At 36.3% G+C, this 15,050-nt stretch carries 15 protein-coding genes; 9 read left to right on the top strand and 6 right to left on the bottom strand.

Annotation, left to right across the window (positions count from 1 at the left end; translation table 11 throughout):
• Positions 1 to 53: 53 nt before the first annotated feature.
• From D9V35_RS04925 to rpmG, 4 genes are all read left to right on the top strand, one after another.
• Positions 54 to 1,226 carry an aminotransferase class I/II-fold pyridoxal phosphate-dependent enzyme gene (locus D9V35_RS04925; protein WP_122123613.1) on the top strand — a complete coding sequence of 391 codons (1,173 nt, stop codon included), beginning with the start codon at positions 54 to 56 and terminating at the stop codon, positions 1,224 to 1,226.
• Between the two features lie 2 nt (positions 1,227 to 1,228).
• The gene (locus tag D9V35_RS04920) at positions 1,229 to 1,894 is read left to right on the top strand and encodes an alpha/beta fold hydrolase (protein ID WP_122123612.1); all 666 of its coding nucleotides are present in this window, start codon (positions 1,229 to 1,231) and stop codon (positions 1,892 to 1,894) included.
• A complete protein-coding gene (bioD, locus tag D9V35_RS04915; RefSeq protein ID WP_122123611.1) occupies positions 1,887 to 3,302 on the top strand; it encodes a dethiobiotin synthase in 1,416 nt (471 codons plus the stop codon). Before D9V35_RS04920 ends, bioD begins: the two co-directional genes overlap by 8 nt.
• A gap of 156 nt (positions 3,303 to 3,458) precedes the next feature.
• Entirely contained in the window at positions 3,459 to 3,626 is a 168-nt protein-coding gene (gene rpmG, locus D9V35_RS04910) for a 50S ribosomal protein L33 (protein WP_008853818.1), read from the top strand.
• A gap of 102 nt (positions 3,627 to 3,728) precedes the next feature.
• Here the strand turns inward: rpmG and D9V35_RS04905 are convergent, their stop codons facing one another.
• Both D9V35_RS04905 and eno read right to left on the bottom strand, forming a co-directional pair.
• Positions 3,729 to 4,058, bottom strand: coding sequence for an FtsB family cell division protein (locus tag D9V35_RS04905; RefSeq protein ID WP_122123610.1), 330 nt, complete (start codon positions 4,056 to 4,058; stop codon positions 3,729 to 3,731).
• A gap of 35 nt (positions 4,059 to 4,093) precedes the next feature.
• On the bottom strand, positions 4,094 to 5,383 hold the full coding sequence (gene eno, locus D9V35_RS04900; protein ID WP_122123609.1) for a phosphopyruvate hydratase: 1,290 nt from the start codon (positions 5,381 to 5,383) through the stop codon (positions 4,094 to 4,096).
• A gap of 207 nt (positions 5,384 to 5,590) precedes the next feature.
• On the opposite strand from eno, the gene D9V35_RS04895 reads away from it, so the two are divergent.
• Positions 5,591 to 6,067 (top strand): DUF3429 domain-containing protein, encoded by a 477-nt coding sequence (locus D9V35_RS04895; RefSeq protein ID WP_162988583.1) that lies wholly within the window; start codon positions 5,591 to 5,593, stop codon positions 6,065 to 6,067.
• Here the strand turns inward: D9V35_RS04895 and kdsA are convergent.
• Genes kdsA through tpiA form a run of 4 tightly spaced genes read right to left on the bottom strand, consistent with a single transcriptional unit; the run spans position 6,048 to position 9,658 of the window.
• On the bottom strand, positions 6,048 to 6,884 hold the full coding sequence (gene kdsA / locus D9V35_RS04890; protein ID WP_122123607.1) for a 3-deoxy-8-phosphooctulonate synthase: 837 nt from the start codon (positions 6,882 to 6,884) through the stop codon (positions 6,048 to 6,050). The two genes, D9V35_RS04895 and kdsA, sit on opposite strands and share 20 nt — an antisense overlap.
• A complete protein-coding gene (locus tag D9V35_RS04885; RefSeq protein ID WP_122123606.1) occupies positions 6,881 to 8,512 on the bottom strand; it encodes a CTP synthase in 1,632 nt (543 codons plus the stop codon). Before D9V35_RS04885 ends, kdsA begins: the two co-directional genes overlap by 4 nt.
• 56 nt (positions 8,513 to 8,568) lie before the next feature.
• Positions 8,569 to 8,862 (bottom strand): preprotein translocase subunit SecG, encoded by a 294-nt coding sequence (gene secG, locus D9V35_RS04880; protein WP_110438026.1) that lies wholly within the window; start codon positions 8,860 to 8,862, stop codon positions 8,569 to 8,571.
• Positions 8,863 to 8,902: 40 nt separating this feature from the next.
• Complete coding sequence (gene tpiA / locus D9V35_RS04875; protein WP_122123605.1) at positions 8,903 to 9,658, bottom strand: triose-phosphate isomerase; 756 nt, start codon at positions 9,656 to 9,658, stop codon at positions 8,903 to 8,905.
• Positions 9,659 to 9,868: 210 nt separating this feature from the next.
• On the opposite strand from tpiA, the gene D9V35_RS04870 reads away from it, so the two are divergent.
• Genes D9V35_RS04870 through trpD form a run of 4 tightly spaced genes read left to right on the top strand, consistent with a single transcriptional unit; the run spans position 9,869 to position 15,045 of the window.
• The gene (locus D9V35_RS04870; RefSeq protein WP_122123604.1) at positions 9,869 to 11,791 is read left to right on the top strand and encodes a peptidylprolyl isomerase; all 1,923 of its coding nucleotides are present in this window, start codon (positions 9,869 to 9,871) and stop codon (positions 11,789 to 11,791) included.
• A 21-nt stretch (positions 11,792 to 11,812) separates the two neighbouring features.
• Complete coding sequence (gene trpE / locus D9V35_RS04865) at positions 11,813 to 13,324, top strand: anthranilate synthase component I (protein ID WP_122123603.1); 1,512 nt, start codon at positions 11,813 to 11,815, stop codon at positions 13,322 to 13,324.
• Between the two features lie 39 nt (positions 13,325 to 13,363).
• Positions 13,364 to 13,966 carry an anthranilate synthase component II gene (locus D9V35_RS04860; RefSeq protein ID WP_110438022.1) on the top strand — a complete coding sequence of 201 codons (603 nt, stop codon included), beginning with the start codon at positions 13,364 to 13,366 and terminating at the stop codon, positions 13,964 to 13,966.
• 2 nt (positions 13,967 to 13,968) lie between these two features.
• Positions 13,969 to 15,045, top strand: coding sequence for an anthranilate phosphoribosyltransferase (trpD, locus tag D9V35_RS04855; RefSeq protein ID WP_155565479.1), 1,077 nt, complete (start codon positions 13,969 to 13,971; stop codon positions 15,043 to 15,045).
• The last annotated feature ends 5 nt before the right edge of the window (positions 15,046 to 15,050 follow it).

Below are 15,050 nucleotides of genomic sequence, written 5' to 3'. Positions count from 1 at the left end.
GGTAGAGTTTGCATAACTAAACAAAAATTTTAAAATTTGAAAAGACTAACTTAATGAATCGATTTGATATTTTTTTTTCTCGGGAATTAGACAAAAGAGCTAAAGAGGATTTAAAAAGAGAATTGCCAACGTTTGAAATAATTGATTCATTACATATAAAAAATAAGGGTAAAAGTTATATAAATTTTTCCAGTAATGATTATCTGGGATTATCAAACAATGCAAATTTAAAAATTAAAGGTGAGGAGTTTTTAAGACAATATGGTACTGGAAGCGGGGCATCCAGATTAATTACGTCCAATGCTTCATATTATGGTAAAATTGAGGAGAAACTAGCTAATTTTCTAGGAACTGAAGCGGCATTAATATTTCCATCTGGTTGGCAGGCAAATGTTGGGGTTGTTGCTTCACTCATTGAAAATTTTCCAAAACCAGTATGGGTATTTACGGATAAATTGAATCATGCCAGTTTGCATTATGGATGCAAAGCTGGTCAAGTTAAACAGATCCGTTTCAATCACAATGATCTTGACCATCTACAAACACGGTTGAAAAAAATTGAGGGGGAAAAAGGTTCAAGAATAATTTTAACGGAAACCATATTCAGTATGGATGGCGATGTCTGTGACTTGAAAAGATTAAGATCAGTTGCCGACCAATTTAATGCCTTTTTATTTCTAGATGACGCACATGCAACCGGAATATTTGGAAGTAAAGGCGAGGGATTGGCCCCTGCCTTTGCTGATTTAACGATGGGAACATTTAGTAAAGCGTGGGGAAGTTTTGGGGCCTATATAGCTGGATCCAGAGATTTATGTGAATGGCTGGTGAATTTTTGTTCTGCTTTTATTCACACGACTGCATTGCCCGCCGCCGTAATGGGTAGCATCGAGGCAGCACTAGAATTAATGCCTTCATTAACAAACCAACGTGCCTTTTTGGTTAAACAGTCTGAAAAGGTTAGAAAACAATTAGAGTCACTGGGATATCAATGTGGTCAGTCTATTTCACATATAATTCCTGTTATTGTTGGATCACCAATAAAGGCCCAATTAATGGCAAATGCTTTGAAAGAAAAAAATATCTGGATTACCCCAATTCGTCCACCCACCGTTCCCTCTCATGGAAGTCGTTTACGATTGACTCTTAGTGCAGGTCATCGAGAGGATGAAATAGAGTATTTACTAAAATCTTTTCATTCAATTGATTTAATTTCAATTCATTGATCATGAAAAATAATTATCGTTTGCTATTTGTCCATGGATGGGGATATTCATCATCATTTTGGCAAAAATTACAAAATAATCTAAAAGAATACCACTCAGAAACAATTGATTTGGGTTTTATAGGGAAAAACACGGATAAAAATTGTAATCTTAAATCAATTTTAAACTTACAAGAGAAATATATTGCTGTAGGACACTCTTTAGGTTTTTTATATCTCTTAAAAAATTTTTCTTTTCGTTTCAAATATTACGTGGCTATTAACAGTTTCGCCAGATTTTCCAGAGATCCTACATTTCCGAAAGGTGTGGCATCAAGGGTTCTGGATCGTATGTCCAGAGGATTATCCACTGATTCAAATCTTATAATGAAACAGTTTTATCAGCAATGTGGTCAAGTAGTAAATTTTTTGCCCAGCTTTAATATTGAAGAATTGCAAAAAGGACTTGAATTTCTTAAATTTGGGGATGTTCGAGGTATCATTCCACAGATCAGAAATAAACTCACAATTATAGCTTCAAAAAAAGATCCTGTTGTTAATGAAACCATGACCATACAATCATTTCAAGAGTGCAACTATTTGTGGCTTGACGATGATACACATATATTGCCTTTATCAAAAACGAATGCCTGTGCGGAAATCATCAGAGAACTTATAAATAATGTCTAGAAATTATAAAGAAAAAATAATCAAAGCTTTTGATCAGGCGGATCAATATGAAAAATTTGCCTCAATACAAAAAATTGTTGCGAAAAAATTGTCTGATTGTATTCGGAAACAATACAGAACATCAGTCAATCGTAAAGAAAAAATATCAATTCTTGAAATTGGTTGTGGAACTGGATTATTAACTCAATATCTTATCGATTTTTTTCCTGATGCACATTTTGTATTGACAGATATATCACCTGAAATGCTGAATCGTGCAAAAAATAAGTTCAAAAACCATAAATACGATTTAACATTTAAGCTTATGGATGGTGAATATCCAGAATTGGATGAAAAATATGATTTGATTTGTTCAAGCCTGACTTTCCAATGGTTTGATAATGTTGCAAGTGCAATCAGGACTCTTACAAATTATTTGAAACAAAATGGCTATTTGATTTGTTCTACCCTAACGTTTGAAACGTTTAAAGAATGGCGTTCTATCTATAACGACAATGATTTTAGCTGTAATTTACAGACTTATCCATCAATTGAATCTATTCAATCAGTTTGGCCAGAAACAGGAACCGGTCGTTGGGAAACTGATGAGATCATTGTTCAATTTGACACAGCAATTGATTTTTTCAAAGGACTTCGTTCTATAGGAGCTTCTGTTCCTCTCGAAACCTCAAAACCCTTGAAGTTATCTCAGTTTAAGAAAGTTCTTTCTGATTTTAGTAAAAATTACAATTATTGTTCTTATCATATAGCCTATGGTGTTTTCCGTAAATTTTCCGCTAAAGGTTTTTTTGTTACGGGAACTGATACAGATATTGGAAAAACACTAATTTCTGCATGTTTAACAAAATTGCTAAATGCGGTTTATTGGAAACCTATTCAAACAGGTTTAAATTGCGATATTGGAGATACAGATACAGTTTGCCATTTAGCCGAACTTTCCGAGACACAATATTTATCCCCAATTATAAAATTGCAAGCACCTTTATCTCCTGAAGATGCTGCAAGACTGGAAAATCGTGAATTAAGCCTTGATCACGTGAATGTATCTGATTTAAAACAAGAAAACAAATACATAGTTGAAGGAGCGGGTGGGATTTTTGTACCTATCAATGATCATTTGTTTATCATTGATCTTATTGAAAAGATTAATTTACCTGTTATAGTTGTAGCCCGGACTATTTTGGGAACATTGAATCATACTTTAATGACAATCGAGGCTTTAAGAAATAGAAATATAAAAATTTCAGGGGTAATTTTAAATGGCCCGTTGAACGAAGATTGTAAAAATTCTATAATAAGTCATGGAAAAGTCAAGATTTTGGGACAAGTGCCTTTTCTATCAAATGTAAATCCAGATAATCTTTCCACGTTATGTGAATGTATTTCCATTCCTGAAGAAATGGTCTAAAATCCGTAAAATATTATGAACAAATAATATTTGACAAAATCTTAAAATTTTGTAAGTAAGTTGAATTAAAGAATAGACTTGCTTTTATATGTAAAATATAACCCTAAAATATATAGTTATATTTTAGTAAATCAGCCTGATCAAAATGAGGACAGAATGGCGAAAAGTAACACAATACAAATTAAATTGCTTTCAACGGCGGAAACTGGTTTTTTCTATGTAACCAGAAAAAATGCAAGAGCCCATACCGGCAAGATGGAATTGAAAAAATACGATCCAGTTGTTCGTAAACACGTTGTTTTCCGTGAAGCAAAAATTAAGTAATTAATCTTAAATTAATTTATGGATCAAAAAGAAACTTTGACTATTGATTTAGTCAGGGTTTTTTTATTCAGATTTGTTTCAATAAATCAATAATCTTTTATATTAATAAAGATGTTCATTTGTTTTATAAGGAATAACAATTTCTTCCTGGTTTGAATAACTTAACATAACCCGTGTTCGCTCATCTAAAAGGTCTGCATCAAGGGCATTTTCTTTTAATCCTTTTACTCTTCTTTCCCAGGCTGCTTGTTCGGAAATTGCATCTTGCTGACTTTGCTGTGCTCTTATCATCTGTTCCTGTTGAATATGATAACTTTTTAGGCCATGATCCCCATCAAAGGTATTTTTTACAAAATATGCTGTCAGTAACAAGAAGAAAAGGGGAGGAATCGTTGCTTTTACAAATCTTTTGATTGCATGTATGATATGCATTGATTTTCTCCCCGTGTTTATCAATTGAAAAAGAATTACAAGGTTTCTAAAGCTCTAAAGGCGTTACGACCAGCATATTTGGCTGTATTTCCCAAATCTTCCTCAATTCTGATTAATTGATTATATTTTGCCATGCGGTCAGAACGGGAAAGGGAACCGGTTTTAATTTGTCCTGCATTGGTTGCAACAGCCAAATCAGCAATAGTGGCATCTTCAGTTTCACCAGAACGGTGGCTTACAACGGTTGTATAACCATGACGATGTGCCAATTCCATCGCCTTGAAAGTTTCAGATAATGTTCCGATTTGATTGACTTTAACCAACAATGAATTACCTACATGGGCTTTAATTCCCTTTGCAAGTCTTTCAGGATTGGTTACAAATAAATCATCGCCGACCAATTGGATTTTATTTCCCAGTTTTTGTGTTAATTCAGTCCATCCTTCCCAATCATCTTCAGCACATCCATCTTCTGCAGAAATAATCGGGAAACTGTTGCAAAGTTCGACAATATAATCAACCATCTGACTGGAATTGAAAATTTTCCCTTCACCTGTCATATTATATTTACCGTCCTTGAAAAATTCTGAAGAGGCAAGATCTAGCGCCAAGGAAATCTCCTCACCAGCTTTGTATCCAGCTTTTTCAATAGCTTTTACGATATAGGACAATGCTTCATGTGCTGATTTGAGGTTAGGGGCAAATCCCCCTTCATCACCAACATTCGTGTTTAGTCCCGCTGCTTTAAGGTCTTTTTTCAATGCATTGAAAACTTCAGAACCCATGCGCACAGCTTCAGCAATTGAAGATGCCCCGTGAGGAACAATCATGAATTCTTGAATGTCGATAGGATTGTCGGCATGCTTACCACCATTCAGGATGTTCATCATTGGAACTGGAAGAATATGTGAATATGGAGAACCTATATAACGATATAATGGAAGACCCAATTCCTCTGCTGACGCCTTGGCAGCAGCCATTGAAACACCCAAAAGTGCATTAGCGCCAAGACGTCCTTTATTCGGAGTGCCATCGAGTTCAATCATGGTTTGATCAATTTGTAACTGATCCAAGGATTCAAGACCAACGATTGCTTCGAATATTTCGCTATTGACGTTTTTAACAGCTGTTTGAACACCCTTGCCATTATAACGGTTTTTATCATTATCACGAAGTTCAACGGCTTCATGAACGCCGGTAGAAGCCCCGGATGGAACAGCGGCACGTCCAATAACGCCTGTTTCCAGTTCAACATCGACTTCAATTGTTGGGGTTCCGCGACTATCGAGGATTTCCCGAGCATGAATATCAACAATTGTACTCATTATTTAATCCTTACATTTTTATTTTTAATAAGAGTAAAAATTTGTATTTCCAAATCTATTTAACTAGATTGATAACTTAGTAAAATGCCAAGAATATTGGACATTTTGTTAAACATTACCAAGTATAATCAAGAAATGGTCAAATTGCCAGCTATTTACAATATTCAGCTAATTTTAAAAAAATAATTGATCATTATGGAGAAATCTATGAATCGTATTCCCTTTATATTTTTTATTACAGGAATACTGTCGCCTTTACCCTTGTTCTTAATGACAATTTTCATTCTATTTTATCCTGCTTCTGTTTCAATTCAAAAATTGATAATTTCTTTTGTCAGTTATGCAGTAATTCTTTTGTCTTTCACTGGGGGAATAAACTGGATACTTGCAATGCAAAAACCAATTCTCTATTTGCAATCAGAGAGTGAGGAAATAAATAAAAAAAGAATGTTGCTGGCCATATCACCCTGCATTATAGGTGAAATAATAATTGTACTGACAATTTATAAATATGATCTGATCGCAATTTTTCTTTTGATATCAAGTTATATGCTATTATTCTCTTATGAGAAAAAAATTTATCTTTCCAGCGAGTTGCCAAATGGATATTATTCAATTCGCTGGATATTAACAATCATGATTGAAGTTTGTTTGATAAGCGCTTTTATTGCCCGTCTGATTTAACAATTTGATCAATTTTAATCAAGGTTTTCATTAATGGGGGAACATCTTTTAAATGTAACATGTTTGGCCCATCGCTCGGGGCCTGATCTGGATTCTCATGCGTTTCAATAAACAGACCTGCAACTCCCACAGCAACAGCGGCTCTGGATAAATATGGAACAAATTCTCTCTGACCACCTGATGATCCTCCCATTCCACCGGGTTGCTGAACAGAATGGGTGGCGTCAAATATAACTGGATAACCTGTTTGCGCCATTATAGGCAATCCCCGCATATCGCTAACCAGCGTGTTATATCCAAAAGATGTGCCACGATCGCATAGCAAAATATTTTCATTGCCTGTAGATGCTATTTTTTGGGCTACATTTTTCATGTCCCATGGTGCAAGAAACTGACCTTTTTTGACGTTGACAACTTTTCCAGTTTTCGCCGCAGCTATCAACAAATCCGTTTGTCTGCATAAAAAAGCAGGTATTTGCAATATATCTACAACTGAAGCCACTTCCGCACATTGTTCTGGTAGATGAATATCAGTCAAAACAGGAATTTTCAACTTTGACTTTACCTCTTCAAGAATGGATAGACCCTTATCCATTCCTGGCCCTCTTTTCGTTCCAATACTGGTGCGATTAGCTTTATCAAAAGAACTTTTATAAACCAGTCCAATATTTAATTCCTGACAAATATTTTTTAAAATACCAGCCGTTTCAAGTGCATGATCTAGAGATTCAATTTGACAAGGACCCGCAATTAATATGAAAGGCAAATTATTTGCCAGTGTCAGGGATTGAACATTGACTGATTTATTCAGAATCATTTTGGAATGGCCTGTTCTGTTGCAGCTTTAATAAAGCTTGAAAAAAGAGGATGAGGTGAAAATGGCTTGGATTTGAGTTCGGGATGATACTGTACTGCAATAAACCAGGGATGGTCGGTATATTCTACGATTTCTGGCAAAACACCATCCGGAGAAAGTCCTGAAAATCTAAGGCCGGTTTTTTCAAGTTGATCTTTGTAATGAATGTTAACTTCATAACGATGACGATGCCGCTCTTGAATCTTGACATCTCCATAGATTTCGGCAACTTTTGAATTTGGGGTCAAAACAGCTTGATAAGATCCCAAACGCATTGTGCCACCCATATTATTTCCTGAATATCGATGTTTGACCTGATCAGCATCAATCCATTCTGTTAAAATACCAATAAGGGGTTCATCCGTTGGACCAAATTCAGAAGAGGAAGCATTTGTAAGATTTGCCAGATTACGGGCACATTCAATAACCGCCATTTGCATTCCAAAGCAAATACCAAGGAAAGGGATATTTTGCTCCCTTGCATATTGTATGGCCTTGATTTTGCCTTCGCTACCACGTTCACCAAATCCACCCGGAACCAGAATGGCATTTGTATTTTCAAAAAATCCGGAAAGATTATCCATTGTTTCAAGTTTTTGGGCTTCAATCCATTGAAAGTTGACTTTAACCTTATTGGCAATTCCACCGTGAATTAACGCTTCAATGAGGGATTTGTAACTATCGAGCAAGGCAGTATATTTACCCACGATTGCAACATTAATTTCTGAACGAGGATGACGAATGGCATCGACAATTTCCTGCCATTTGCTCAAATCAGGTTCAGTTTGATATGGTAAATTGAAATGTTTCAATACTTCCGTATCAAGCCCTTCTTGATGATAGGCAATTGGACAGTCATAAATAGTGTCAACGTTTAAGGCGGGGACGACAGCTTCAGGTTTTACATTACAAAAATTCGCAATTTTTTGTCGTTCATTTTTGGGAATAGGACGATCGCAACGACATAATAAAATTTGGGGTTGTATTCCAACATTCTGCAATTCTTTGACAGAATGCTGGGTAGGTTTTGTCTTAAGCTCACCCGCAGAAGCAATCCATGGTACAAGAGTGAGATGAATGAATAATGTATGATCTGTTCCGAGTTCATTTTTTAATTGTCGTATGGCTTCAAGAAAAGGAAGACTTTCAATATCACCGACTGTTCCCCCAATTTCAACCAACATGAAATCCACATCTCCAGAATTGTTCAGGATAACGGACTTGATCGCATTAGTAATATGGGGAATTACCTGAACGGTTGCGCCTAGATAGTCTCCACGTCTTTCGCGCATGATTACATCAGAATAAATACGACCGGTCGTTGCATTATCATTTTTAGTTGCATTGACTCCTGTAAAACGTTCGTAATGACCCAAATCAAGGTCGGTTTCAGCTCCATCATCCGTAACAAACACTTCCCCATGTTGGTAAGGGCTCATGGTTCCCGGATCCACGTTCAAATAGGGATCAAGTTTTCTCAGTCGGACAGAATAACCACGAGATTGCAATAAACTTGCCAAAGCGGCAGAGGCAATGCCTTTGCCTAATGAGGATACAACACCACCAGTAATGAATATATATCGTGTCATGCAGCTTTCTTTACACGGAGTAGCTTTTATAAGAATTGAAGTGATTAAGGGAAAAACTATTTTTGGGGAATATTTTTTCCATTGGACACTGGTTGTGCAAGTATATCATTTGTTTTGGTCGAAGCCCCCTTGTTCATAACAGCCATTGTAATGCATAAGATCATAAAAATGGCTGCAAGAATCGCTGTAGTGCGAGTCAAAAGATTGGTTGTTCCTCGACCGGTCATAAATGCACCCATGCCTTGACTGGTTCCAATACCTAATCCTCCACCTTCACTTCTTTGAATTAAAACAATTCCGATCAGTGCAAAGGTTACGATTATATGCAAAATTAATAGAGCAGTCATCATGGTGTATATATACTTTCACAATCGATAGGGATAATAAAGATTAAGACCTAATAAATTCTTGAGCTATGTCAATTAATTTTATGAAATCATCAGGAACAATGCTGACACCTCCAACTAGAACACCGCCCAGTTCAGGAGTGGCATAAATATCCCTAACATTACCAGGTTTTACAGAACCCCCATATAATATAGATATTTTTTTACCATTTTCTCCATATTGAGCAACAAGTTTTTTGCGAATGAATTGAATCATTTCAGAAATCTGATCATTATTGGCTGTTAATCCGGTACCAATGGCCCAAATAGGTTCATAAGCGACTAACCCATTAAAATTTTGAGGTAGTGAACCTTTTAACTGTGCCTCTACAATTTTTTCTTGTTGGTTTGTTTCTCGTTCTTGTTTGGTTTCACCGATACATACAACAGGTAATAGCCCTTTGTTTTGTGCTGCGATTGTTTTTTTTAAAACCAGTTGATCACTCTCCTGATGATCTTTTCTCCGCTCAGAATGACCCAAAACAACGTATTTCACTCCAATATCCTGTAACATGGCAGGGGAAATATCACCCGTATGTGCACCTTTATCTTCAAAATGGCAATCCTGAGCACCAAGTCCAAAAGGGCTGCTTTCGATCATTTCTTTAACAAGTTGTAACTGGGTGAACGGTGGGCACACGACTGTCTTTGCAAAATTCTGATGATTTGTTGCATAGGTAAGCAAGGTTGAAACAATATGTTTTGCCTCTTGGGTTAATCCGTTCATTTTCCAATTACCAATAATAATCGGGCTGCTCATTTTAATATACTCCTTTGAATAAGGTAATGTTTGATAATCAGGATAGATAAGATATAAAGCTTATAGTATATAATGTGGATATGTTATGAAAGGATGTTTTTTAAAGCTGTTTATGAATAATATTTTCAAATGTTTTTGTGGATCAGTTTGGTCTTATCAATTATAGAATGATTCATTATCAATTAAAATAACGCGGTTGGGTTATATCACATGTTATCTCGGTTAAGGCATTTATTTATTGATTCCTGGTTTGGGCGAATTCTCGTCGCACTCATATTTATTGTATTTGTTGGATGGGGCGTCAGTGACATATTCATGAATGTCTGGAACAATGGCCTTAATGGTGATCCTAATGTTGTTGCCAAGGTTGGTGATAGAAAAATTTCTGTAATGGAATTGGATAACCTTTCCCAAAAGCAAATATACCAAGAGGCTATGAAAGAGGGATATTCGGATATTTCCCAAATTCCACCCATAGTTAAAAATATGACAATTAATCAAACGTTGCAGCAGCTGATTTTGCAAAATATTTTGATTAATAACGCTCATTCATTGGGGCTTAATGTTCCTGATACGGTGATTAGAGATACAATCTGGAATATGCCTGAATATCAAACAGATGGAAAATTTGATCGTGAGAAATTCAATTTGCAGTTAAAAGCGGCAAATATATCCGAAAAATATTTTCTTTCCATGGTTCGGGATCAAATATCCATTCAAAACATGATTGATCCAATTGTATCGGGGGTTAAAGTTTCTGATAGTTTTGTGCAGCCCTATTATCAATTTTTGAATCAGACGCGAAAATTATCCTTTGTTTCAGTGCCATATAGTCATTTTCATTCAGGAGAAACGCCAAAGGAAGAAATATTGAAGCGTTATTATGACAATCACTTATGGGAATTTAAAATCCCTGAATATAGAAGGGTAAAAATTGTCATTCTATCGCCTGACACAATAGCCAAAAGTCTGGAGATTGATGATAAAAGTTTACATCAAGCCTATGAATACAAGAAAAAGCAATTTGTTCATTCTGAAGCCAGAAGCTTTCAAGTATTGACTTTTAACCAGCAAAGTCAGGCGCAGACAGCATCTGTATATTGGCGTCATCAGAACAACTGGGAAAAAATACAGGAGTATGCGCATAATAATCAAGGAACGGCTTTGGAAATGACAGGTCTAGAAAAAACGGCAATTCCTCTGCCCGAACTGGGTAATGAGGTTTTCAATGCAAATCCTGAAACAGTGACAGAACCATTCAAAACAACTTTAGGTTGGTCGGTAGTTAAAGTAACCAGGATACTACCTTCCAAAATTGTTAGTTTTGAACAGGCCAAATCACAATTGAAAGCTGAAATTGCAAATGAACAAGCCAAACAGGAATTGGGAAGTCGTGTTTCCAAATTACAGAACATTTTGGCAGAAGGAAGTAGTCTTGATAAAATTACATCTGATATAGGTGCTGATGCAGTGGAAGGAACAATTAATGAACAGGGATTGACCCTTAATGGAGAACAGGCACCTATACCCGCAAGTGGAAAATTCAGACAGAATATGTTGACCAAAATTTTCTCAACTGCCAAAAATACCTATCCTTCTGTGATAGATGGCGGAAATAATTCATATTATGCATTTTTAATTGAGGATATATTGCCTGCTCATGAGGAACCTTATGATAAAGCAAAAAACAAGGTTATAAAAGCCTGGCAAAATGCAGATATTTATCATCAGGCAAATATTGCCGCTACAGACATATATAAAGCTGTTTTTGTTCAGAAAAAGAAACTTGAAGAAGTAAAGTCAGGTTTTCCCTTACAGTTAAGTCAGGGATTTACTAGACAAAAGCCAGCCCAGAATCTATCGCCAGTATTGCAGAATGCAGCTTTTTCAATGAAACTTGGTGATGTCACTATGATTGAATCAAATGATGGTTTTGTGGTGGCAAGTTTGAATTTGATTGAAACACCGCAATCGAAAAATGATCAGGACAACTACCAAATTTTGAAAGATAAATTAGCTCAGTCTTTACAAAACGATATTGAGGCTAGTTATGCATTATCATTAGAACAATCAAGTAAACCCACAATCAATAAAAAAGCGCTTGATGCGTTAATTGATCAGCTGAGCCATTAACTCAAAAGGAATTAAGATTTCGTGTTGAATGAAGATTTTCAGATTAATCAACAAAAAACAGTAATATATTCAATTAAATCAGCTGATTTACTGACCCCTGTTGCTGCGTTTTTAAGATTATCCGAATTGGTTGGAAAGAATCTGACCAATATTTTTTTGTTGGAAAGCGTGCAAGGAGGAATAAACAAAGCACGTTATTCCATTATCGGTTTATTTCCCGATTTGATATGGAAATCTATAGATGGAATTGCCTATATTAATCGAAATCCATCAGACAGTGCGAAAAATTACATTAAGGAAAATAAAAAGCCTCTGGAATCTCTGCGTGCATTGATTTCTGAAAGCCAATTAGAAATTGATATAAATATTCCACCCATGGTTGGGGGGATCTTTGGATATTTGGGATATGATATGGTCAGACAGATGGAAGATCTGCCCAATCCTCCGGCCAATGATCTTCATTTGCCTGAAGGAATCATGATCAGACCTTCTGTTTTTGCAATTTTTGATGCCGTTAAGGACGAACTGATTTTGGCGGCACCTCTAAGGGATACGTCAGACAAAACAGAATTTCAGGCAAAAAAAAACTTGCAAAAAATTCAAGAAGCATTGGCTGAGCCTTTTCCTTTAGAGCAAAAAACTTCGAATATCAATCCATTAACATTACCAAAACCGCAATCAACATTAACCAAAGATCAGTTTAGGGATATTGTTCAAAATATCAAAAAATATATTTATGATGGTGATGTTTTTCAGGTTGTCCCCAGTCAACGCTTTTCTGTTCCTTTTGCTCTATCACCAGTATCATTATATCGTGCGTTAAGACGAATCAATCCGGCACCTTTCTTGTTTTGTCTTCAACTTGAAAATTTTTCTCTGGTTGGCTCATCACCTGAGATTCTTGTCAGGTTGAGAGGTGGAAAAGTAACGGTTCGCCCCTTGGCGGGTACTCGTCCAAGAGGTAAAAGTTATGAAGAAGACCTCAAGTTAGAAAAAGAATTGTTGGCTGATAAAAAAGAATTGGCCGAACATCTTATGCTGATTGATTTGGGTCGGAATGATGTTGGGCGTGTCAGTGAAATTGGAAGTGTAAAAGTAACAGAAAAATTTGTTATTGAACGATTTAGCCATGTAATGCATATTTCATCAAATGTTGAAGGGAAATTGCGTAAAGGGCTAACCGCTCTGGATGCTTTGATTGCCGGTTTTCCAGCTGGAACATTGACGGGAGCACCCAAAATAAGAGCGATGGAAATTCTTGATGAGGTAGAACCAACACGCAGAACAACCTATGCCGGATGTATTGGCTATTTTGGAGCGGATGGAAGTATGGATACCTGTATAGGATTGCGAACAGCTCTCATTAAAGATCAGCACATGTATGTTCAAGCAGGGTGTGGGGTGGTTGCTGACAGCGATCCGGAAGCGGAATACCAAGAGACAAAACATAAGGCAAAAGCATTATTTCGTGCTGCTGAAGAGGCTTGGCGTTATACGTTTACCAACAAGAATTTTTCTAAAAAAGCAAATTAGTCATATGCTTTAATCAAATTTTTGGAATTCGAAGAAATCATGATTTTACTTATCGATAATTATGACAGTTTTACATATAATCTTGTCCAATATCTTGGTGATTTGGGATGTGACTGTCAGGTTTACAGAAATGATTCAATCTCTGTAAGTGAAGCCATATCATTAAAACCCGAGGCAATTGTTATCTCACCTGGCCCTTGTACACCTTCTGATGCAGGGATATGTTGTGAGTTGATTAAAAGTGCCGCATCAAGAATCCCCATTTTGGGTGTTTGTCTTGGACATCAGGCTATTGGGCAGGCATTTGGAGCCAAAATTATCAAGACAAATCCAATGCATGGAAAAATTTCAAAAATCAAACATGATGGAAGGGGAATATTTAAGAATTTGCACAATCCCCTAAAGGTAACTCGTTATCATTCTTTAATTATTGAAACGGAAAGTCTCCCTGATGATTTTAATTTAACGGCATTCACCGACGATTATATTTTAATGGCTTTGCAACATAAAAGATTTCCTTTATATGGAGTGCAATTTCATCCAGAAAGCATTGCTTCTGAACAAGGTCATGATTTATTGAAAAACTTCCTTTTTTTATCAAATGAATGGAATGAAAAAAAGTCATTGAAAAACAGGATTTAACTTTGTCTTTTACACATATTTTACAACAAGCCTTACAAGGACAAAAGTTTTCTACGGAAAAGTCCTATGAAATTTTCGAGCATATATTTTCTGGTAATGTTCCAAATGCTCAAATAGCGGCTTTTTTAATAATATTACGAATGCGGGGTGAAACGGTTGAAGAGCTTTTAGGAGCTGTTCAATCAATGCGTCAACGCATGCTGTCCATAAAACTGATTGATGATGAAACAATTGATGTATGTGGAACAGGCGGAGATGGACGCAGCACTTTGAATATTTCTACTGCTGTCAGTTTTGTTCTGGCCGCTCTTGGAATACCGGTTGCCAAACATGGAAATCGGGCACAGTCATCCAAAAGTGGTGGTGTTGATGTACTATCTGCTCTGGGTATTATGCCAGAGGATGATTTTGAAGTTATTGAAAATAATTTGCGTGATAATAAATTGGCTTTTTTATCGGCCTTTATTCATCATCCGGCTCTTAAAGAAATTAATATCGTACGTAAAGAACTTGGAATTCGGACTATATTTAATTTACTGGGTCCTTTATCCAATCCTGCAAATGTTTCATATCAAATGATTGGGGTATATCATGAAAAATGGTTGTATCCTCTAATCAAGGTCTTGCAAAAACTGGGTTCAAAACGGGTATGGGCTGTTCATGGGTTTATTGATCCCAATAAATCCGAACACGGTGTTGATGAAATTACGTTGGCAGGACCATCAACGATACTGGCCCTGGAAAATAACAGGATTGTACCGGTTGATTTAACATTGTCCACTATGGAAGCGGCCGGTCTGAGACATACCCCTCTTACAGAGATACAGGGTGGAACACCATCCGAAAATGCGAAGGCATTGCTGGATCTTCTTTATGGTGAAAAAGGTGCCTATCGTGACACAGTCTTGATAAATACCGCTATTGCGCTACATATTGTAAAAGGTTATTCTTTGATAAATTCACATGGTGAAATTGATCCTTGTATCTTGAAGAGACTTATAAACCAAGCGTCTGAAGCGATCGATAGCGGTAAGGCTTTATCAGTTCTTCGGGCCATACAAAATGAAAACCATTTTTAATTAGA

The sequence above is a fragment of the Commensalibacter melissae genome (assembly GCF_003691365.1).
In the GTDB taxonomy this organism is placed as follows: Bacteria; Pseudomonadota; Alphaproteobacteria; order Acetobacterales; family Acetobacteraceae; genus Commensalibacter; species Commensalibacter melissae.
The sequence above is the reverse complement of the archived record's forward strand: the minus strand, read 5'-3'. Positions and strand labels throughout refer to the sequence as shown.